The organism is Stenotrophomonas sp. STEN022 (genome assembly GCF_056760155.1).
This window is the reverse complement of the sequence record NZ_JBRREG010000086.1, coordinates 1-21478: the sequence shown is the minus strand read 5'-3', so window position 1 is coordinate 21478 and position 21478 is coordinate 1. Positions and strand designations below refer to the sequence as shown.

Below are 21478 nucleotides of genomic sequence, written 5' to 3'. Positions count from 1 at the left end.
TTGTGGGAGCGGCGTCAGCCGCGAAGCTGGCGATGCTTGGCTACCGATGGGTATGTAATCTGAAGGTGCATGAGCTCTTGCGGCTTCGCCGCGCCCTCTCCTGCCTTCGGCATCCTCTCCCGCAAGGGGAGAGGAGAAAAGCCACAGCCAGAGCCACAGCCCTCAAAAGCAATCCAGCCAGCACACCCCGGGGGAGGTGCGGATGTGCTGGCCGGCTGCGGTCAGGCGTTGAAGTCCAGCACCACGCGCCCTTCAATCGCACCTGCGTGCATGCGCTTGAACACGTCGTTGATGTTCTCCAGCTTGTCGGTGCTCACCGTAGCGGCGACTTTGCCGTCGGCGGCGAATTGCAGCGATTCCTGCAGGTCCAGGCGGGTGCCGACGATCGAGCCACGTACGGTGATGCCATTGAGCACCATGCCGAAGATATCCAGCGGGAAGTCACCCGGCGGCAGGCCGTTGAGCGATACCGTACCGCCACGCCGCACCATGCCCAGCGCCTGTTCGAAGGCCTTGGGCGATACCGCTGTCACCAGCGCGCCATGTGCGCCGCCGATTTCCTTCTTCAGGAAGGCGGCCGGGTCGGTGTTGCGGGCATTGACGGTGATGCTGGCGCCCAGGCGCTTGGCCAGGGCCAGCTTGTTGTCGTCGATATCCACCGCGGCCACGTTCAAGCCCATCGCCTTGGCGTACTGCACCGCCATATGGCCGAGGCCGCCGATACCGGAAATCGCCACCCAGTCGCCGGGCTTGGTGTCGGTGACCTTCAAGCCCTTGTAGACGGTGACACCTGCGCACAGGATCGGCGCGATCTCGACGAAGCCCACTTCCTTGGGCAGCAGGCCGACGTAGTTGGCATTGGCCAACGCGTACTCGGCGAAACCACCGTTCACCGAATAGCCGCTGTTCTGCTGCGCTTCGCACAGGGTCTCCCAGCCGCCCAGGCAGTGCTCGCAATAACCGCAGGCCGAATACAGCCACGGAATGCCGACGCGGTCGCCTTCCTTGATGTGGGTAACGCCCGCACCGACGCCAACCACGTGGCCGACGCCTTCATGGCCGGGAATGAACGGGGGATTCGGCTTAACCGGCCAGTCGCCTTCAGCGGCGTGCAGGTCGGTATGGCAGACGCCACAGGCCTCGATCTTGACCAGGATGTCGCCTGCGGCCGGGCGCGGCACGGTTACTTCTTCAATCACCAGCGGCTTGCCGAATTCGCGGACCACGGCCGCCTTCATCGTCTTGTCCATCAATCGATCTCCTTTGCGGGGGATAAGTCCAGCTTGGCGCCAAGCCTGGCCTGGCGCCTTGATCCAGATCACGCCCGGCCAGTCGCAGCCGGGCTGATCCGGGCCTGGTTCAGAAGAAGCCCAGTTTTTTTGGCGAATAGCTGACCAGCAGGTTCTTGGTCTGCTGGTAATGGTCGAGCATCATCTTGTGGTTCTCGCGGCCGATGCCTGATTGCTTGTAACCACCGAACGCCGCGTGCGCGGGATAGGCGTGGTAACAGTTGGTCCACACCCGCCCGGCCTGTATCGCACGGCCCATGCGGTACAGGCGTGAAGCGTCGCGGCTCCACAGGCCGGCACCGAGGCCGTACAAGGTGTCGTTGGCGATCTCCAAGGCTTCCTCTTCGGTCTTGAAGGTGGTCACCGACACCACCGGCCCGAAGATTTCCTCCTGGAACACACGCATCTTGTTGTGGCCCTTGAACACCGTCGGCTTCACGTAGAAGCCATCGGCCAGGTCGCCGCCAAGCTGGTTCTGCTCGCCGCCGATCAGCACTTCGGCACCCTCGGCCTTGCCGATCTCGATGTAGGACAGGATCTTCTGCAGCTGCTCCTGTGAGGCCTGCGCACCAACCATGGTGTTGGGGTCCAGTGGATTGCCCTGCTTGATCGCCGCCACCCGTGCCAGCGCACGCTCCATGAACTTCTCGTAGATCGACTCCTGGATCAGCACCCGCGACGGACAGGTGCAGACCTCGCCCTGGTTGAAGGCGAACATCACGAAGCCTTCCACCGCCTTGTCGAGGAAATCATCGTCCTCGGCCATCACATCGGCGAAGAAGATGTTCGGCGATTTGCCGCCCAGCTCCAGCGTCACCGGGATCAGGTTCTGGCTGGCGTACTGCATGATCAGTCGGCCGGTGCTTGTCTCGCCGGTGAAGGCGATCTTGGAGATGCGCGGGCTGCTGGCCAGCGGCTTGCCGGCTTCCAGGCCGAAGCCGTTGACGATGTTGAGCACGCCCGGCGGCAGCAGGTCGCCGATCACTTCCATCAACACCAGGATCGAGGCCGGGGTCTGCTCGGCTGGCTTCAGCACCACGCAGTTGCCGGCGGCCAGTGCCGGTGCCAGCTTCCACGCCGCCATCAGCAGCGGGAAGTTCCACGGGATGATCTGCCCGACCACGCCCAGCGGTTCGTGGAAGTGATAGGCCACGGTGTCGTTGTCGATCTGTGACAGGCTGCCTTCCTGCGCACGCAAGGCACCGGCGAAGTAGCGGAAATGATCGGCCATCAACGGCACGTCGGCGTTGAGCGTCTCGCGGATCGGCTTGCCGTTGTCCCAGGTTTCGGCGTGGGCAATCAGCTCAAGGTTTTCCTCGATGCGATCAGCAATGCGGTTGAGGATGTTGGCGCGCTCGGTGGTCGAACGCTTGCCCCAGGCGTCTTTGGCGGCGTGCGCGGCATCCAGTGCCAGCTCCACGTCTTCAGCATTTGAGCGCGCCACCTGGGTGAACACCTTGCCGGTGACCGGCGTGGTGTTGTCGAAATACTGACCACTGCGCGGGGCCACCCATTCACCGCCGATGTAGTTGCCGTAGCGGGCTTTGAACAGGGACTGCGGGTCGGTGGCATGCGGTTTGGCGGACAGGACTGCGTTCATCTGTGGAATCTCCGGTTCGGCGGTGTGTGGGCCGCGTGTGTGGCGGTGGTTACAACAGGCGCAAGAGCGATGCCAAGTTCCGCCTGTTGCGTTGCGGCACGATGAAACGTCATTGATTACGGAGACGCGTTGATAGATTTGCTGCACTGCGAAACCACAGGTGATTGCAGCGCCCGCGCGGGTGTGGTGTTAATCGGAACAGTGGTTTGAACAGCTGTCGCAAAATGCGACACAGGAGCGCTCATGGCACTGGCACTGCAGCATCGCGTGGGCAATGCCCGCCGCTCGTTCTTCGAGCGCGGCACCACGCCCGTGGGCACCGTGCCCGACACCATCCTGCAGTCGTGGCGGCGCTGCCAGCGCAGCGGCCTGCTGGTGGATGCCGAACCTGCGCTGGAACCCCTGCCCGGCCACAACCTGCGTGAATTGCGCGAGCGTCATGAACGCCTATGGCGGCTGGCGCGCGCCGAGCTGGACGGACTGGCCGCACACACCGCCAGCACTGGCAGCATCGTGTTGCTGACCGATGAAAGTGGCTGGATACTCAACGCCGAAGGCAGCGCCGGCTTCCTCGACAAGGCCGGGCGCGTGGCCTTGATGCCGGGCGTGTGCTGGAGCGAATCGGCGGTGGGCACGAACGCGATCGGCACCGCGATCGTGGAAGGCCGCGCGGTGGAAGTGCGCGGTGGCGAACATTACTTCGCCCCGCACGGCATCCTCAGCTGCTCGGCCATGCCCATCCACGATCCGCACGGGCAATTGGCCGGCGTGCTCGACATCAGCGGCCCGGCCAGCGTGCAGCAGATGCATGCGATGGGCCTGGCGCGGTTGGCCGCCAACCGCATCGAGCACCGCTTTTTCGAGAACGGTATTGGCGACTGCGAACTGCTGCGCCTGCACCACGACCGCACCTTGCTGGGCACCGCAGGTGAAGCCGTGTTCGGCTTCCGCAATGGCCGCCTGGTCGCAGCGAATGGTGTAGGCCTGCATCTGTTCGGCCTGGAGCGTGGTGATATCGGCCGCGCATCGTATGAGGCCTTGTTCGAGATGCCGCTGTCGCGGATGCGCGATGAAGGCATGTTGCAGGATCGCAGCGGTCGCGTGCTGCATGGCCAGCTGGATGCGCCAGTACCTGCATCCCGCACGCGGTCAACCAGCGCCGCGCCACCGCTGTCACGGCCGACGCCAAGCCCGGTTGCCGCGCCCGCCGTCGTATTCGATGCAGGCCAGCGCGAACAGCTGCTGCGTGCCGGCCGCGTTCTGGAAGCAGGCCTGCCGGTGTTGCTGCAGGGCGAAACCGGCACCGGCAAGGAAGTGGCGGCACGCGCGCTGCACGCGCAGGGCAGCCGCAGCAGCAAGCCCTTCGTCGCGGTGAACTGTGCGGCGTTGCCAGAAGGTCTGATCGAAGCCGAACTGTTCGGTTACGAGGAAGGCGCCTTCACCGGCGCACGCCGACAAGGCAGCCATGGCCTGCTGCGGCAGGCGCAGGGCGGCGTCTTGTTCCTCGATGAAATCGGCGACATGCCGCTGGCCTTGCAGCCGCGATTACTGCGCGTATTGCAGGACCGGGAGCTGTCACCGTTGGGCGGCGGCAAGCCGGTCAAGCTGGATTTCATGCTGATCTGCGCCACCCATTGCGACCTGCAGCAGGCGATGGACGAAGGTCGTTTCCGTTCGGATCTGTACTACCGCATCGCCGATCACGTGATGCGGCTGTCGCCGCTGCGCGAGGCACAGGATCGCGCGCAGTTGCTGCAGGCGATGTGGCAGCCCCTGGCGCAGGGCCGTGTGTTGAGTGTGGACGCGGAGCATTCTTTGGTCGCGTATGACTGGCCGGGCAATCTGCGCCAGCTGGCAGCCTGTCTGCGCACCCTGGTGGCGCTGACCGAGCCGGGTGCGGTGATTGATAGGGAGCTGCTGCCGGAGTATCTGCATCAGGCTGCGCGACGCGTCGCTGCCTCGCCGGTGGTGGATGGCAGCCTGCAGGAACTGGCCCTGGATGTGATGCGGCAGACCTTGGCGGCCTGCGATGGCAATGTGAGTCTGGCGGCGAAAAGGCTTGGGGTTAACCGCAGTACCTTGTATCGGCGGTTGAAGCTCTAAAGCTGAGCAACAGCAACAGCAACAGCAACAGCACCCCTCCCCGGCCCTCCCCTGCGCGTTGCGCAAGGGAGGGGGTGGGTTTGTGCGGCCCGCGGCAAGAGCATCAATTGACGTCAAATCCTGGCTCCGCCATCGACGTGGGAAGCCCACTGTGTGCCAAAAGGAAGTCGACAAACGCGCGGACCCGCGATGGCAACATTCGTCCGTGCGGATAGATCAGGCTGACCGGACGCGAGCGACCGGCGAAGGGCTGCAATACCTCCATCAGCGATCCATCGTCCAGATCTCTCTCGGCCACGAACCTATAGGTCTGGAACAAGCCAGCTCCCGCACGGGCCAGGGTCAGACCGGCCAGCACGTCTTCCGAGCAGTGATAGTGACCGCTCAACAGGATCTCCCGGTCTTTGCCGTGCTCGTTGAACAGCCAGGGAATCTGCCGCCCGCTACTGGGGAGCGTGAACTGGATGCACTCATGTTGCTCCAGTTCCGCGAGGGTCTGGGGCTGCCCTGCCTGGCGAAGGTAGGCAGGGCTGGCAACGACGATGAGATCGGCGTCTTCCAGATGACGCGCGATCATCGTCGAGTCCGGCTGCGCACGAAAGCGGATCGCCACGTCGAAGTTCTCCTCGTGCATGTCGATGTTGCGGTTGCTTATGTGGGTATGGATCGTTATCAGCGGATAGCGCTTTCTGAAGGCCGGCAGCATGGGCAGTAGCCGGTGATGGCCATAAGTGGTGGGGGCGCTGATACGGATCGTGCCGCTGGGCTGGGTTTGCTCACCGGTTACCCGACGCTCGGCTTCTGTGAGCTGATTCAGCGCCATGCGGCAGTGCTCGAAATACTCCCTGCCCGATTCGGTGAGTCGGATGCTACGCGTGGAGCGTACAAACAGACGCACGCCCAAGCGCTTCTCCAACCGGGAGATTGAGCGGCTTACTGCCGCTGGGGTGACGCCGGCCGCATGGGCCGCGGCGGTAAAACTTCCAGCCTCACTGGTGATGCAGAACAGCTCGATGCTGCCCAGCAGGATGTCATCGAACTGGCGCTGCATATTGATTACACCATGTATCAGCAGAAGTGCCTGAGTCTACCTTTATCGCCCCTGGTGTCATCAATAAAGTGCGCTCCAACCGATGCGCGGTTTGTCTTCGCACGGCCCAAGTGTCGTTTCCAGCCGAACTTTATCGAGGATCATCATGAACAACGCCGACAACACCATCGTCATCACCGGCGCCACCAGCGGCATCGGCCTGGACTTGGCCGATGCCTTTTTGCGCGAGGGCTACAACGTAGTCGGCACAGGCCGCTCGCAGGAGCGCCTGGAGGCTGCAGCAAAAAAGCTGAATGGCGGCAACCGATTCTTGGGGGTCGAAGGTGATGTGGGTTTGCCAGACACTGCCCGCGACGTGTTCGCGCAGGCTATTGGCCGCTACGGCCATGTTGATGTGCTGGTGAACAACGCAGGAATTTTCGCGGTCAAGCCTTTCGTGGAGTTCACGCCTGAGGAGGTGGAGGAGCAGATAGCCACCAATCTCAAGGGCGTGCTTTACATGTCGCAGCAAGCGGCACGCCACATGGGTGAGCGAAAGCAGGGGCGCATCATCAACGTCACCGCCGCGCTGGCACTGCAGCCTCATGGTGCCGTGCCGGCGTTGTTGGCGGTAACCCTCAAAGGCGGAATAAACCAAGCTACACGCGCGCTGGCGCTGGAACTTGCTCCGCATGCGGTGACGGTGAATGCAGTTGCACCGGGTGTGACCGCCACGCCCATGCACCCGCTCGACAGTCACGCTGCGCTTGCCAGCATGCATCCGTTGGGTCGCATCGCGCGCACCGAGGAGATCGTGGCGGCAGTGCGTTATCTGGTCGGTGCCGGATTTGTGACTGGGACCATTCTGCCGGTGGATGGTGGATTCAGCGCCGGGCGCTGAGTGCAACCAACGCAAGCACAGGAGGCAACATGGAATACCTGGTGACAATGACAACCCGGGTTCCGGCGGGGACGTCGGAATTGGTGGTGGACGAAGTTCGCGCCCGTGAGGTGCAGCGTGCCGCTGAGTTGGCTGGGAGCGGGTACTTGCTGCGGCTGTGGCGGCCGCCACTGCGGTCAGGTGAGTGGCGTAGTCTGGGGCTGTTTTCTGCGCCGGATGAGGTTCAGTTGGAGCAGGTATTGGCTTCAATGCCACTGCGGATCTGGCGCAGCGACGCCGTGTTGCCGCTGTCGCCGCACCCCAACGACCCAGCCTCGATGGGAGCAGGTTCCACGCAGCGCGTGGGCAGCGAGTTCTTGATCACCATGACGGTTGTGGTGCCGCATGAAACGTCGCAGCAGCGGCTGCAGGAGGTGCTGGCGCTGGAAGCTGAGCGCGCGCGGGAGCTGGCGACACAGGGGCACTTGCGTCGGCTCTGGTTGCTGCCAGCAGAGCCAGGGAGGCAGCGCGCGCTTGGGCTCTGGCATGCGGGGAACGGCAACGAAATCACGGCAATTGTCGATGCATTGCCGCTACGCCCTTGGATGGAGGTGGAAATAACGCCATTGACGCCGCATCCAAGCGATCCTGCGGGCCATTGAGCTCGCCATTTACCAGTGAGGAAAGAATCATGCCTTTCGTCAGCATACGTATCACCCGCGAGGGCGTCACCGCCGAACAGAAGGCGCAGGTCATCCGCGAAGTGACCGAGACACTGGAGCGCGTACTGCACAAGCCGCCGGAGTGGACGCAGATCACGATCGAAGAGATCGACACCGATAATTGGGGTTTCGGTGGGCAAACAACTACGGCTTTGCGCAGCGGACGTGCGTCAGTGCCACCTCATGGTGATTGATGCCATCACCAAGGCTGGTTGAAGAAGATGTGGATAGGGTGCCCACAGCAGGAGTAGCGTGCCCGCGCCGAGTATTCGTTCGCAGAGGGAAACCTGCTGATTTCTGCATGGACTGTGAGACCCGCCCCTTCCTCTGGTACCGGTAAAGGAAGGGGCGGCGTCAGCACTTATTGCTGGCTCAGTCTCAAGACCAAGGTCAACCCGGCAACACCGCCGCAGCCCGCGCCAAGGCCTCGATCCCCGCCCAATCGCGCGCCTGCAGCAGCTCGCGCGTGGTCAACCACGAGCCACCCACGCACAGCACATTCGGCAGATGCAGGAACTGCGAGGCGGTCTGCGCGCTGATGCCACCGGTTGGGCAGAACCGCACATCCCCAAACGGGCCATTCCAGGCCGACAACATGCCTACGCCACCAGCCTGCACGGCCGGGAAGAACTTGAACGTATCCAGCCCATGCTCCAGGCCGCGCATCAGTTCGGATGAAGTCGCAACGCCGGGCAGGAACGGCAGATCGGTATCGCGCGCCGCCGCATAAAGCGTGTCGGTGGCACCCGGTGACACCGCAAAACGGCCACCCACCGACTTCAGCTTCTCCATCTGCGCCGGCGTCAGCACTGTGCCGGCACCGACCACCGCATCCGGCACGGCCTCGACCATGGCCTTGATCGCATCCATCGCGTTTGCGGTGCGCAGGGTGACTTCGATCACCGGCAGACCACCGTTGAACAAGGCCTGCGCGACCTGCACCGCATCGTCGACGTTGTCGGGAGTGAACACCGGAATCACCGGGGCCAGTTTGAGCACTGCGCGTACGCGCGGATCAGCGCCGGACATCGAACTTTCCTTCGCCCATCAGGGCCATGACGTCGGCTACGCCGACTGGGTTGAAATCACCGGGAATGGAGTGCTTCAGGCAGCCTGCGGCCAAGCCGAAACGGATCGTGGTTTCCGCATCCATGCCTTCGATCAGGCCGTGCAGCACGCCGGCTGCGAACGCGTCACCACCGCCGATGCGATCGACGATATCGGTCAGCTCTTCGGCTGGTGCCAATGCACGGGTGCCATCACGCCCAAGCAGCATCGCGCCCAGCGAATGGTGGCCGACGCTGTGCGCGGTGCGCTGCGTGCAGGCCATGTACTGCAGGCGTGGGAAGGCGGCGAATGCCATCGCTGCCGCGGCATCGACGCGCGCCTGCGGTTCGGGCTGGTTGAACTCGCCGCCCAGCACCACGCCGATGTCGCGGTAGTCGGCAAACACGATGTGTGCGCAGTCGAACAGGTCGCGCAGGATCGCCTTGGCATCGCCGCCCCAGCGTTCCCACAACTTGGGCCGGAAGTTGCCGTCGAAGGACACTTTGATGCCGCGCTCGTTGGCGGCGCGTGCGGCGGCCAGGGTCGCTTGTGCGGCTTCCAGGCCGAGCGCCGGGCTGACCCCGGACAGGTGCAGCCACTGCGCGCCCTGCAGCAGCGCAGGCCAGTCGTAGCTGTCGGCACGTGCGCTGGCGAAGGCCGAGTCGGCGCGGTCATAGACCACTTCGCTGGGCCGGTGGCCGGCGCCGGTGGTCAGGAAGTACAGGCCCATGCGGCCGTCGCTGCGGCGCACGCGCGAGGTGTCCACGCCGTGGCGGCGCAGCTCGCCAGCCACCGCCGCACCCAGCGGGTTGTCGGCGACCACGCTGATCATCGCCACGTTGTGGCCGAAGTGCGCCAACGACACGCCGACATTGGCCTCGGCACCGCCGGCATGCACGTCCAGGCTTGGGGACTGCAGCAGCAACTGGTTGCCGGGTGCGCCGAGGCGCAGCAGCAGTTCACCAAAACAGACAACACGGGGGGAAATCATCGCCATTCCTGTCTCCTCGTCGATCGGCGCGCATCATGGCATGGTTGATTGACTATCGGTGTCATTCGGTCGCCACTGTCCCTTCGACTGCCCGTGTTACCGTCCTCCAATGTCCTTCAGACAATGGTTTCCGCCCTGTTTGCTCCCTGTTGCAGTGCAAGATGCTCCCTCTTCACGCAGCTGCTACTTTCCGTTTTGACCAGCGGTGTCATCCGACGAAAAGCACAAGCCGGAGCCACTGCATCGAATGCAAACCTTGGAGAGGGGAAGCACATGAATCCACGTAACTCGCAGAAAAAGACACCGGTTACCTTGCTCGCGTTGGGGATCAGCTTGGCCCTGCAGGCTGGCGTTGCCATGGCCCAGGATGCCGCTGCGCCGGCCACCGGCGGCACCGCCGCCACCGAACTGGATGCAGTCACCGTCACCGGCTACCGCGCCAGCGTGGAGAAGGCGCTGGACATCAAGCGCGGCGAAGCCGGCGTGGTCGATGCCATCGTCGCCGAGGACATCGGCAAGTTCCCGGACAGCAATCTGGCCGAGTCGCTGCAGCGCATTCCTGGTGTGGTGATCACCCGTGATGGCGGCGAAGGCCGCAATATCTCGGTGCGTGGCCTGGGCCCGGACTTCACCCGCGTGCGTATCAACGGTCTGGAAGCACTGAGCACGGTCGGCAGCAGTGACGGCCAGGGCGGCACCAACCGCGGCCGTGGTTTCGACTTCAACGTATTCGCTGCCGATCTGTTCACCCAGCTGGTCGCGCGCAAGACCGCCTCGGCCGATGTGGATGAGGGCTCGCTGGGCGCCACCGTCGACCTGCGCACCGGCCGTCCGTTCGACTATGACGGCCTGACCATCGTCAGCAACGTGCAGGCGTCCTACAACGATGCCTCGCAGTCGGCGATGCCGCGTTTTGCCGGTTTGATCGCCAACAGCTGGGCCGATGGCAAGTTTGGTGCGTTGTTCTCGGTGGCCTACTCCGAACGCGAAACCGTCGAAGAAGGCAGTGGCACCGTGCGTTGGGCCAATGCGCTTGCCAACACCCCCACCAACACCGCCAATCCGAACGGTGTCGGCTTCGCCGGTTGCTCCACTGGCACCGCGCCCTTCCCCGGCGTCTGCAGCGACAAGGTCTACACGCCGCGCTTCCCGCGCTACACGCTGATCGAGCATGACCAGAAGCGTCTGGGTGTTACCGGCGCGCTGCAGTTCAAGCCCAGCGACCGCACCAGCTTCAACCTGGACATGCTGTACTCCAAGATCGACGCCAAGCGTGATGAGAAGTACATCGAAGCCAATGGCCTGAGCAAGACCGGTACGGCTGGCAAGGCGCAGACCGTGGTCACCGATGGCGTGATCGAGAACGGCGCGCTGGTCTACGCAAAGATGGACAACGTGGACATCCGCGCGGAAAACCGCCACGACGAATGGACCACCGATTTCTACCAGCTCAGCCTCGATGGTGAGCACCGACTGACCGACAACTTCACCATCACCGGCAAGATCGGTACGTCCAAGTCCAAGCATGAAAACCCGATCCAGGCGACCATCATGATGGACAAGCTGGATGTGGATGGTTACAGCTACGATTACCGCGGCAATGCCAACAAGCCGGTGTTCAATTACGGTGTAAGCCCGACCGACCCCAACGGCTGGACGCTGTCCACCATTCGCCTGCGCCAGAACTACGTGACCAACGAGTTCCACAATGGTCAGCTCGATTTCTCCTGGGTGATGGGCCCGTCCTTCACCCTGGACGGCGGCATCCAGGCCAAGAACTACAGCTTCGACTCGATGGAACGTCGCCGCAAAGCGACTGAAACTGACGTCCCCAATTTCAGCACCGGCAACAAGCTGGTACCTGCTGACATGACTGAGATCGCCAGTCTCGGTGGCATGTCGGGCTCGCCCGGCAAGTGGGTGGTTCCGAACTTCGGCGCGATTGCCGACCAGTTCGGCATCTTCAGCAATCAGGGCACCTTTGCCGTTGCCGACTACGCACCCAGCATCCGTGGTGTGGAGGAGCAGGACCGCAGCGGCTGGTTGATGGGTCGCTTCTCCACCGAACTGGGCTCGATTCCGGTGTCCGGCAACATCGGTGCACGCTACGTCAAGACCAAGCAGACCTCGCACGGCATCGCCACCGGTTCCGGCACGCCGGTCGTGGCGACCGCAACGCGTGAGTACAACGACTTCCTGCCGTCGCTGAACCTGGTTGCGGAAATCACGCCTGACTTCCTGATCCGCTTGGGTGCGGCCAAGGTGATGTCACGTCCGGGTCTTGGCAGCCTGACCCCGGGCGTCACCGTCAGCGTCAGCGGTAGTGCCAAGACGGTGAGCGCGGGCAACCCCGACCTGGAACCGATCCGCGCCAAGACCGTGGATCTGGGCTTCGAGTGGTACTTCAACGAAGGTGCCATGCTCGGTGTCGGCCTGTTCTACAAGGATATCGGCAGCTTCATCCAGAACACCCGCGAGAGCCGTGTCTATTCGGAAAGCGGCCTGCCGGCCAGCTTGCTGGCAGGTACGACTGCCAGCCCGGATGACACCTTCGTGTTCTCGCTGCCGGTCAATACGCCGGGCGGTGACCTGACCGGTGTCGAGTTCAACTACACCCAGCCCTTCACCTTCCTGCCGGGCAAGTGGTCCAACCTTGGTGCGCAGTTCAACTACACCTATGTGGAATCGAAGGTGCAGTACATCACCAGCAGCGGCGCGCTTGCACAGAAGACCGATCTGACCGGCCTGTCGCGCAACTCCTGGAACACGACCTTGTTCTACGAAGGTGAGCGTTGGTCCGGCCGTGTTTCGGCGACCAACCGCGACGACTACCTGATCCAGGTGCCGGGCACCGAAAAGGGCTTCGACAGCGCAGGTCTTGGCGTGCACGGCCAGAGCGGCACCACTTTCGTTGATGCGTCCATCCACTACCGCATCAGCGACCAGCTGGAGATCAGCCTGGAAGGTGCCAACCTGACCAACGAAGCGCAGGAATCGTGGGTGGCCAACCCGTCGGTATCGCTGCCGCTGGAATACAGCGAGACCGGCCGCCAGTTCACCCTGGGCCTGCGTTACAAGTTCTGATAGACGCACTTTGGCAGGGGTCGGATCGCATTCTCTCCGCAGATCCGCCCCTGCTTTTTCATCCTCCGCAGGCCATGGTCATGCCATGGCCTGACGGCTGTCCACGTGCGGCCGCAACGGCCCGACAGCACGTCTGAAGTACTCGCCAGGGATATCCCCACACCCCTTCCAGTTCGCTTGATTCCCCTTCCGGGGAAGGAGCCCACCGCATGGATCGTAAGCGTCGTTTTGGAAAGACACCGGTTACCTTGTTGGCAACCGCCATTGCTTCGGTATTGACCGCTCCCATCGCCTTCGCCCAGTCCGCACCGGCGGCCGCCGAGGCCACCCAGCTGGATGCAGTGAACGTCACTGGCTACCGCCAGAGCCTGCAGAAGTCGCTGGACGAAAAGCGTTACACCACCGAACAGGTGGACGCGATCTTCGCCGAGGACATCGGCAAATTCCCCGACCAGAATCTTGCCGAGTCGCTGCAGCGCATCGCCGGCGTATCGATTGATCGCGAAGGCGGCGAAGGCCAGCGCATCTCGATCCGAGGCCTGGGCGCGGACTTCACCCGCGTGCGCCTCAACGGCCTGGAAGCATTGGCCACCGCCGGCAACGGCAGCAGCGGCGTCAACCGCAGCCGCGGCTTCGATTTCAATACCTTCGCCTCCGAGCTCTTCAGCCAGGTCAAGGTCAACAAGACCCAGTCGGCGCAGATGGACGAAGGTTCGCTGGGTTCAACCGTCGATCTGCGTGGCTCGCGACCGTTTGATTTCGCCGGTTTCCAGGCCTCGGCATCGGCGCAGGCCGGTTACGGCGAGCTGTCGGAAAAGTTTGATCCGCGTTTCTCCGGCCTGATCAGCAACACCTGGGCCGATGGCCGCTTCGGCGCCTTGCTGTCGGGCTCGTACAGCAAGCGCACTGTCTACGAGGAAGGCTATAACCCGGTGCGTTGGGAACACGGCAACCACCGCAACTCCAACCAGTCCACCGCCGCCAACAACGGCACCTACGGCTTCTGTACGCCGGTGGGCTATAACCCGCAGACGCCGCGCAACCCGGCGTCGAATGAAACCCCGGCCGGCAGCGGCAGCCAGGCCAACCAGGACCGCAACAACGGCTGGGGCAGCTATGGCATCAGCGCCACCCATTGCGGCAACGGCCTGCCGCGCCCGGCCAATACGCCGGAGAACATCGCCGCCTACGAGACCGCGACCAATGCCTGGATTCCCCGCTATCCGCGCTATGTCCGCACCGCGCATGAAATCGAGCGTCTGGGCGTAACCGGCGCGTTCCAGTTCCGCGTCTCCGATGACACCTTGCTCAGCTTCGATGCGATGTACTCGAAGCTGGACAAGGACCAGCGCGAAGATTCCATCGGCGCCAACCTGCACCGTGCCGCCAACCTCGGTGGCAAGACCCAGATCGTGGTGCGCGAGGCCGAGGTGGATGCGCAGAACCGGCTGATCTACGGCGTGTTCGACAACGTCGACTTCCGCACCGAGTCCAGCCTGATCGAGGAATCGACCACCTTCCAGCAGTACAGCTTGAACCTCGAGCATCACTTCAACGATGCGGTGAAGATGGAGGCCGTGCTCGGTCACTCCAGCTCGGACTATGAACGCCCGGTGTTCTCGCTGGTGAGCTTCGACAACAGCAATGTCGATGGCTTCGTGATGGACATGCGCAACGGCGGCGACATGCCGAACATGACCCTGCCGTTCGCCCTGAACGACCCGGCGGCATGGTCGTGGCTGGGCTACGGTGCGGTGCCGGTCAACAGCAACGGCACCGCGCGCGGCAGCAACATCAGCGAAGTGCGCTTGAACCCGAGCTACGTCAACAACGCCTTCGACACCGCCAAGATCGACCTGCAGTTCAACATCAACCCGACCTTCACCTTGCGTACCGGCCTTGCCTACAAGGACTACGACATGGAGTCGGAGGAATACCGCCACATCAGCTACGGCCGCCTGGCCCAGGCCCTGCCGGCAGGTGTCACTGTCGGTGACCTGAGCACCACGCTGACCGGCTTCGGCAAGAACCTGTCCGGCAATGTGCCGAACGGTTGGTTGATACCGGACTTCGGCAAGATCGCTGAACTGCTCAACATCAACTGCAACTGCGACACGGGCGTGCAGGGCGGTGATTACCGTCTGGCCGGCGTCGGTCACTTCGGTGCTTCCAACAACAACTTCGAGGTCAACGAGCGCAGCCTCGGCGGCTACCTGCAGTTGGACTTCAACACCGAGCTGTGGGACCGCGCCTTCCGCGGCAATCTCGGCGTGCGCGTGGTCAACACCCAGATCAGCGCTTCGGGCTGGGCGCCGTGCAACGCAGCTGCATCAGGCAACAACTCGGCCAACTGCGAATCGTTCTTTGGTGTGGCCAGCGCGACGGCTGCCGCCGGTGAACGCTCGCTGGTGCGCTCGGTGGTCAATCACAGCTACCAGGACGTGCTGCCGTCGCTGAACCTCGCCTGGGACGTGGCCGAGAATGTGGTGCTGCGTTTCGGCGCGGCCAAGACCATGGCACGACCGACGCTTGCCTACCTGTCACCCAGCGTCAGCGGTGGCCCCACCGGTTACTTCGATGACGGCCGCGTGTTCGCGATCAACCTTGGCAATCCCAAGCTCGATCCGTTCCGCTCGACCAACTACGACCTGAGCGCGGAGTGGTACTTCGGTGACGGCGGCCTGCTGTCGGCGGCACTGTTCTACAAGGACATCGACAGCTATGTGCAGCGCACCCGACTGCTGACCACCTGGGGCGACATGGGCTACTCGCTGGACCTGCTGCCGGCGGGCTTCACCGCCGACACCGTGTTCAACGTGCAGAGCTACTACAACACCCCGGGCGGCCCGCTGAAGGGCTACGAGTTGAGCTACCAGCAGCCGTTTACCTTCCTGCCAGGCATCTGGAGCAAGTTCGGCATCCAGCTCAACTACACGCATGTCGAGTCGAGCATCAAATACATGTTCAGCTCGGCCGGCAACAGCAATACCAGCATCACCACCACCTTCACCGACAACGACCTGGTCAACCTGTCGCCGAACTCGTACAACGCCACTTTGTACTATGACGATGGCAAGTTCAGCGCCCGTGTTTCCACCAGCTACCGCGACGGCTACATCGGCGAGATCCTCAGCCAGGAAAGCGTCTGGGACCTGGACGGCAACCAGTTCGCAACGCCGGATGTGACCGGCAAGAACAGCGTGCGCAACGTCGACTTCAACATGTCGTACAAGGTCAACAAGAAGTTGTCGCTGACCTTCGAGGCGATCAACCTGCTTGATACGCCGGACCAGCGCTACGTGGACTCGGCACGGCAGATGGCCGACCGCTACACCGTGACCGGTCGCCAGTACTACGTCGGCGCGCGCTACAAGTTCTGAGATGGCGTGCGCGCAAAGCCAATGCAGTAACACCGGGATGCCAGCACGCTGGCGTCCCGGTGCATGCAGGAGGATGCGATGAGGCGTTTGTGGTTATCGGCCGCGCTGTTGATCAGCGCGGGCTGGAGCTCTGCAGCGGCGCAGGCGGCCGCGCCGCACACCGAGCCCGAAGCCGAGAACATGCTGCTGCTGCAGACCGCTTCCGGCGGTTGGTCCAAGCAGTACCAGGGCAAGGCGGTCGACTACGAGCATGTGTTCAGCGCCGACGAGCGCGCGGCGTTGCAGGCCCCGGATCGGCTGGATGACGCCAATATCGACAACAAGTCGACCACGCGCGAGATCCGCCACCTGCTGCAGGCCTGGAAAGACACCGGCAACGCGGCATACCTGGGCGCCGCACGGCGCGGCGTGGATTATCTGCTGGCCGCGCAGTACGCCAATGGCGGCTGGCCGCAGTACTACCCGGAGCGCTCGTTGTACCGGCACCAGATCACCTTCAACGACGACGCGATGACCCGCGTGCTGGACCTGCTGCAGGACATCGCCGAGGGCGCACCTGCGGTCACGGGCCTGCCACCGGAATACGCAGGCAAGGCCAATGCCGCCTTGCAGCGCGGTTTGCAGAACGTGTTGGCCACGCAGGTACGCATGGATGGCCGACTGTCCATCTGGGCCGCGCAATACGACGAGGTCAGCCTGCAACCGGCCAAGGCGCGTTCCTACGAGTTGCCATCGCTTGCCGTATCCGAGTCGGTAGGCGTGCTGCGGCTGTTGATGCGCCAGCCTGAGCCGAGCCCGCAGACCATCGAAGCCATCGAAGCCGGCCTGCAGTGGCTGCAGGCCAATGCCTTGCTGGACCTGGCGATGCGCAAGGTCGAGGCTCCGGAGCAGCCCAGTGGCAAGGACGTGCTTGTAGAACCTTTGGCAGGCGCACGGTTGTGGGCACGCTTCTACGATCTGCAACAGGGGCGGCCGATGTTCGTCAACCGCGAGGGCGAGCGTGTGGCGCGCTTCGCGGATATTCCGAACGAACGCCGGGTAGGTTATGCCTGGTATGGCGTGTGGCCGGAGCAGTTGCTGGAAAGGGAGTGGCCGAAGTGGGCGCAACGGCATGGGCGAGAGCAACCCTCTCCCCAACCCTTCTCTCGGAGGTAGATGGGCTAGCTGTTCCCTTCTCCCTCCGGGAGAAGGTGGCCCGAAGGGCCGAATGAGGGTGAGGGCGAAGCCCACGCAATCCTGCATTGCGGATGTGCTCGACCCTCTCCCCAACCCCCGCTCCGCGCCCCGGCCCTCGCGCCAGCGCAAGGGCGTTCGTAGTGGCGCGAACCTTTGGTTCGCGAGCGCCCTTTCTCACCCCGGAGGGAGAGGGGCTTAAGCAAGGCAGTCAACCGATTTGGAACGAGTTAGACAATGAACCAGAAAACCGTGTTGCGTCCCACCCATCTCGCCTGCGTGCTGGGCTTGTTGCTGGCGCCGATCAGCGCAGCCGCGCAATCGCCGGAGCTGCTGTTCCGCGTCTCGGCGGACAAGGGCTTTGTTGCTGACAGCGCACGCGGCGATGCCACGCCAAACTTCCAGGACAAGGTCAGCCTTGTCGACGATGGCGCGCATGGTCGTGCGATCCAATGGCAGGACGACGGCGTGCTGTCGTGGAATGCACCCGGCAACATCCAGGCCGAGCGCGGCACCCTGTCCTTCTTCTGGCGCTCGCGTTATGCGGTGGGCGAAGCACCGTTCGTGATCTTCCGCGTCGGCTACGCCGACCACAGCAGCTGGGACATGGCCTGGCTGCGCATTGACTGGAACGGGCACGGCTTCGATGCCTTCGTCACTGATGCCAACCTGGCTCGCACCCGCGTCTCGTTCAAGCTCGACAGGAATCCTTCGCCCGAGCAATGGCAGCACATCGCATTTGCCTGGGACGAGGACAAGGGCGTCAAGCTGTTCGTCGATGGACGTGAAGTCGCGCAGGCGGCAACCACCGGCGACTACGACGCAGCGCTGGACCAGCTCGGCCTCGCCGGACGGGTGATGGCGCCCTACCAGGTACAGAGCCGCTACAACTTCCTGCGTGGCAGTGACTTCGACGAGATCCGCGTCTATGACCGCATGCTCGATGCTGCCGGTGCGGCCGCGCTTGCCCGCAATGCCGAGCCGCGCAGCGCCGAAGGCGGCAGCGCCTCGCAGCGTGCCTGGTGGCACCGCTATGGCTGGGAGGGTTCCGCACCGCCGGCACTGAGCGCAGCGACCACAAGCATCCGCAAGGTCGAGTTCGCCGATGTAAAGGACAAGCTGCAGTGGATGTGGAAAGGCACCGATGGCATCGCCGAAACCACCTGGCCCGGCGTCTACAACCGTTCGCGCCTGCCCGGGCGCAATGATTACTTCCAGCTGCCGGACTGGAATACCTATGTGGAAGGTGGCCAGCAGCTGGACCTGACGGTTCCCGAAGGTGAACACATCAATCGCATCGAGATCCGCGGTGCCGCCTACGGTGAGTTGAAGGGCTCGGCCGGCACTCTGTTCAAGCGTCCGCAGGGCGTGGTGCGCAGCGTGGACACCTTCACCGACCAGATCGGTGGCACGCTGCACTTCCACAACACCGCGCAGGAAACCCCGATCCAGGAGATCTGGGGCTACCAGGTCAGCGACGCGGCCGAGCCGGAAGGCACGGTCAAGCAGCGCTACCAGATCGACAGCAGCGTATTGCCGGATTACACCAACATCGCCAGCCTGCGCGACTACATCGACGGCCGCTTCGCGCCGGATGAGCGCAGCACGGTGATGGCGCTGCCCAAGGGCGCAGGCTCGCGCAAGCGCGCTGCCGACAGCCTGCCGGCCAAGCCGATGCCGATCGTGCACGTGCTCATTCCGTCCGGCGTCGGCGATGCACCGGCCGCACAGCCACTGATCCGCAGCTGGGCGCACAGCTGGGAGAACATGTACGACGGCCTGGATGGCGTGGCGATCGATATCCCCGCATTGGACCTGCCGGCGACGCATGACGGTCTGATCCCGCTGAACATCCGCATCAAGGACCCGATCTGGCCGGCGCGCGACATGATCGATGTCTCGGTGTCGGTGAAGCCGGGTGAAGCACGCACGTTGTGGCTGGACCTGCGCGACCGCATCCTCACTGCCGACAGCCTGTGGATCTCGGTGGCCTCGGCTGCGCCCGGCTTCAATGCCGCATCGCTGGACGGCGCCGAAGTGCGCCTGGTGTTCAAGGAACGCAAGGAGGCGATCAAGCAGCACGTCGCCGATCGCTTCAACCAGGTGCGTGACAACTGGGGCTTCCTGGTCGAGGAGCACACCACCTCCAAGCGCCAGCGTTTGTACTCGCGCGTCTATGCCGATCTGAGTGATCTGCTGCGCGTCGATCCGGACCATGAACTGGGCCGCCTGTATTGGAATTACATCAGCTACAACAGCCAGGGCAAGCCAGCGTTCGAGCAGCCGCAGGCACCGAAGGGCGTGCCGCTATGGGCGTTCCGCCAGGTTGAAGACCTGAAGTACGTGCGTCGCTTTGTCGACTGGTGGATCGAGAACCGGCAGGTCGCTTACGGCGACTTCGGCGGCGGCATTTCCGATGACAGCGACCTGACCCAACAGTGGCCGGGACTGGCGCTGATGGGCGTGGAGCCCGAGCGCCTGAACCGCTCGCTGACGGCACTCTCCGACGCGGTTTACCGAAACGGCATGTTCTCCAACGGCCTGAGCACCATCGAGACCGATGAGCTGCACGCCTACGAGGAAGGCATCAACGCCAACAGCGCAATGCTCTACCTCAACTGGGGCGATCCGCTCACCGTCGAGCGCCTGATGGAGACGGTGAAGGCCTTCGAGGAGCGCATCATCCTGCGCAACCCACAGGGCAACCTGCTGTTCTCCAGCAACTGGTTTGGCGGCAACAAGGTTTATCGCGAGCCGAACTGGCAGTGGCAGAAACCGTATTCGTTCCCGGCGCTGCATCCGGCCTTCCTGATGGGCGAGTACAACGGCGATCCGACTGGCCGCAAGCTGGTCACCGGCTTGGCCGATGGTTATCTGGCCCACGCCTACAAAGACGACAAGGGCCGCTTCACCCTGCCCAACGAGATCAACTGGGCCACCGGCAAGACCCGTGGTGGCGAGTTGAACCAGGGCTCGGGCAGTGGCGATCTGATGCACACCTTCTGGGCTGCGTGGCGCTGGACTGGCGATGCCAAGTACCTGCAGGCGCTGGACTACCGCGTGGTGCGCGGCGGGCCGGGCGTGCTGTCCAACCTCGGCGAGAACTACGTCGATGTGCTGGGCAGGCAGCAGGACTGGGGCAAGCAGCTGGTGGCCGATGCCGACAAGGGTGGCAGCGGCTTTGCCGCGATCAGCGCATGGCAGCAGACCGGTGACAAGAAGTACCTGGAAGCGCTGCACGCCGACGGCATCCAGGCCAAGGCGCAGCGCGAGTACATGAACACCGAAGGCCACTGGTGGAGCGATCGCGTCGAAGCCCCGAGCGAGTTCCTGCAGCGCCTGCGCCTGGGCGGCATTGGTTTGAAGCGCAATCAGAGCTGGCCGGGGCATACGGTGAGTTGGCAGTTCGCCCAGCCTGATGGTGCCGAGCAGGTCGCCTTGCTGGTGCATGCGCCGTCACGTGAGCGCTTCAAGGTGATCGCCTACAACCTGGGTAACACGCCGCTGGACGCGACCATGACCGGCTGGAACATCGCCGCCGGCACCTGGCGGATCCGCAGTGGCATGGACCGTGATGGCGATGATGTGATCGACGGCAAGGCGGAGGTGCGCGAGGTGATGCTGGAGAAGAGCGCGAGCACGCAGCTGCGGTTTGTGCCAAAGCAGAACCAGGTATTCGAGTTCGAGCTGGTGACGCCGGGTACGCCGGTGGAAACGCGCGCGGACCTGGGCATTGGCCGTGGCGACCTGAAGATCGAGGGTGAGCGTGTGCAGTTGACCGTGCACAGCCTTGGGCATGTCGGGACTGGTGCTGGTTATGCGGTGCTGGAAGATGCGCGCGGTCGTGAGGTTGCTCGGGTTGCGGTGCCTGCCTTGGAAGCGCCGTTGGATCTGTCGCCGCGGATGGCGACGGTGGAGCTGCAGATGCCGGCCGGGTTCAAGCGCGAGGGCGCGAGTGTGCGGGTTGGTTTGGACGATGATGGGGCTGAGGTGACCAAGCTCAACAACCGCTTGCCGCTGCAGTGATTGTTCAAGTCCCTCTCCCGAAGGGAGGGACTTTGCTGACTGTAGTGGGGGGGGGGGGGCGGGCGGCGGGGCCGGCGGGGGGGGCCCCGCGCCGCCGGGGGGGGGGGGGGCGGGGGGGGGGGGGGGGGGGGGGGGGGGGGGTGAGGGGGCGGC

Annotated in this window: 13 protein-coding genes; 8 read left to right on the top strand and 5 right to left on the bottom strand. The window is 63.7% G+C overall.

What is annotated here, in order from left to right; genetic code table 11:
- Positions 1–221: 221 nt before the first annotated feature.
- The gene (gene adhP, locus ACVOMF_RS16355; RefSeq protein WP_481510210.1) at positions 222–1250 is read right to left on the bottom strand and encodes an alcohol dehydrogenase AdhP; all 1029 of its coding nucleotides are present in this window, start codon (positions 1248–1250) and stop codon (positions 222–224) included.
- A 109-nt stretch (positions 1251–1359) separates the two neighbouring features.
- Positions 1360–2889, bottom strand: coding sequence for an aldehyde dehydrogenase (gene adh, locus ACVOMF_RS16350; RefSeq protein ID WP_481510209.1), 1530 nt, complete (start codon positions 2887–2889; stop codon positions 1360–1362).
- A gap of 243 nt (positions 2890–3132) precedes the next feature.
- Between adh and ACVOMF_RS16345 the strand changes: the two genes are divergently transcribed.
- Positions 3133–4992, top strand: coding sequence for a sigma-54-dependent Fis family transcriptional regulator (locus tag ACVOMF_RS16345; RefSeq protein WP_481510208.1), 1860 nt, complete (start codon positions 3133–3135; stop codon positions 4990–4992).
- Between the two features lie 103 nt (positions 4993–5095).
- Here the strand turns inward: ACVOMF_RS16345 and ACVOMF_RS16340 are convergent, their stop codons facing one another.
- The gene (locus ACVOMF_RS16340; RefSeq protein ID WP_481510207.1) at positions 5096–6043 is read right to left on the bottom strand and encodes a LysR substrate-binding domain-containing protein; all 948 of its coding nucleotides are present in this window, start codon (positions 6041–6043) and stop codon (positions 5096–5098) included.
- An 82-nt stretch (positions 6044–6125) separates the two neighbouring features.
- Here ACVOMF_RS16340 and ACVOMF_RS16335 point away from each other — a divergent pair, with 82 nt between their 5' ends.
- Genes ACVOMF_RS16335 through ACVOMF_RS16325 form a run of 3 tightly spaced genes read left to right on the top strand, consistent with a single transcriptional unit; the run spans position 6126 to position 7818 of the window.
- Entirely contained in the window at positions 6126–6923 is a 798-nt protein-coding gene (locus tag ACVOMF_RS16335) for an SDR family NAD(P)-dependent oxidoreductase (protein ID WP_481510206.1), read from the top strand.
- A gap of 29 nt (positions 6924–6952) precedes the next feature.
- Positions 6953–7564, top strand: a complete 612-nt coding sequence (locus ACVOMF_RS16330; RefSeq protein WP_481510205.1) for a muconolactone Delta-isomerase family protein — start codon at positions 6953–6955, stop codon at positions 7562–7564.
- Between the two features lie 29 nt (positions 7565–7593).
- Positions 7594–7818, top strand: coding sequence for a tautomerase family protein (locus ACVOMF_RS16325; RefSeq protein ID WP_481510204.1), 225 nt, complete (start codon positions 7594–7596; stop codon positions 7816–7818).
- Positions 7819–8014: 196 nt separating this feature from the next.
- Here the strand turns inward: ACVOMF_RS16325 and eda are convergent, their stop codons facing one another.
- Together eda and ACVOMF_RS16315 are read right to left on the bottom strand one after the other, a co-directional pair.
- Positions 8015–8653 (bottom strand): bifunctional 4-hydroxy-2-oxoglutarate aldolase/2-dehydro-3-deoxy-phosphogluconate aldolase, encoded by a 639-nt coding sequence (gene eda, locus ACVOMF_RS16320; protein ID WP_282269210.1) that lies wholly within the window; start codon positions 8651–8653, stop codon positions 8015–8017.
- The gene (locus ACVOMF_RS16315) at positions 8640–9662 is read right to left on the bottom strand and encodes a sugar kinase (RefSeq protein WP_481510203.1); all 1023 of its coding nucleotides are present in this window, start codon (positions 9660–9662) and stop codon (positions 8640–8642) included. Before ACVOMF_RS16315 ends, eda begins: the two co-directional genes overlap by 14 nt.
- Positions 9663–9935: 273 nt before the next feature.
- On the opposite strand from ACVOMF_RS16315, the gene ACVOMF_RS16310 reads away from it, so the two are divergent.
- From ACVOMF_RS16310 to ACVOMF_RS16295, 4 genes are all read left to right on the top strand, one after another.
- Positions 9936–12746, top strand: a complete 2811-nt coding sequence (locus tag ACVOMF_RS16310) for a TonB-dependent receptor (protein WP_481510202.1) — start codon at positions 9936–9938, stop codon at positions 12744–12746.
- Between the two features lie 209 nt (positions 12747–12955).
- Positions 12956–16126 (top strand): TonB-dependent receptor, encoded by a 3171-nt coding sequence (locus ACVOMF_RS16305; RefSeq protein ID WP_481510201.1) that lies wholly within the window; start codon positions 12956–12958, stop codon positions 16124–16126.
- 78 nt (positions 16127–16204) lie between these two features.
- Entirely contained in the window at positions 16205–17281 is a 1077-nt protein-coding gene (pelA, locus tag ACVOMF_RS16300; RefSeq protein WP_481510200.1) for a pectate lyase, read from the top strand.
- Between the two features lie 255 nt (positions 17282–17536).
- Positions 17537–21325 carry a LamG-like jellyroll fold domain-containing protein gene (locus ACVOMF_RS16295; protein WP_481510199.1) on the top strand — a complete coding sequence of 1263 codons (3789 nt, stop codon included), beginning with the start codon at positions 17537–17539 and terminating at the stop codon, positions 21323–21325.
- Positions 21326–21478 lie beyond the last annotated feature (153 nt).

Bases quoted from the DNA above. Each gene is read 5' to 3' on its own strand.
- adhP (WP_481510210.1), bottom strand. From the start codon at position 1,250: ATGGACAAGACGATGAAGGCGGCCGTGGTCCGCGAATTCGGCAAGCCG.
- ACVOMF_RS16295 (WP_481510199.1), top strand. From the start codon at position 17,537: ATGAACCAGAAAACCGTGTTGCGTCCCACCCATCTCGCCTGCGTGCTG.
- ACVOMF_RS16325 (WP_481510204.1), top strand. From the start codon at position 7,594: ATGCCTTTCGTCAGCATACGTATCACCCGCGAGGGCGTCACCGCCGAA.
- ACVOMF_RS16330 (WP_481510205.1), top strand. From the start codon at position 6,953: ATGGAATACCTGGTGACAATGACAACCCGGGTTCCGGCGGGGACGTCG.
- ACVOMF_RS16310 (WP_481510202.1), top strand. From the start codon at position 9,936: ATGAATCCACGTAACTCGCAGAAAAAGACACCGGTTACCTTGCTCGCG.
- ACVOMF_RS16335 (WP_481510206.1), top strand. From the start codon at position 6,126: ATGCGCGGTTTGTCTTCGCACGGCCCAAGTGTCGTTTCCAGCCGAACT.
- ACVOMF_RS16315 (WP_481510203.1), bottom strand. From the start codon at position 9,662: ATGATTTCCCCCCGTGTTGTCTGTTTTGGTGAACTGCTGCTGCGCCTC.
- adh (WP_481510209.1), bottom strand. From the start codon at position 2,889: ATGAACGCAGTCCTGTCCGCCAAACCGCATGCCACCGACCCGCAGTCC.
- ACVOMF_RS16305 (WP_481510201.1), top strand. From the start codon at position 12,956: ATGGATCGTAAGCGTCGTTTTGGAAAGACACCGGTTACCTTGTTGGCA.
- ACVOMF_RS16340 (WP_481510207.1), bottom strand. From the start codon at position 6,043: ATGCAGCGCCAGTTCGATGACATCCTGCTGGGCAGCATCGAGCTGTTC.
- ACVOMF_RS16345 (WP_481510208.1), top strand. From the start codon at position 3,133: ATGGCACTGGCACTGCAGCATCGCGTGGGCAATGCCCGCCGCTCGTTC.
- pelA (WP_481510200.1), top strand. From the start codon at position 16,205: ATGAGGCGTTTGTGGTTATCGGCCGCGCTGTTGATCAGCGCGGGCTGG.
- eda (WP_282269210.1), bottom strand. From the start codon at position 8,653: ATGTCCGGCGCTGATCCGCGCGTACGCGCAGTGCTCAAACTGGCCCCG.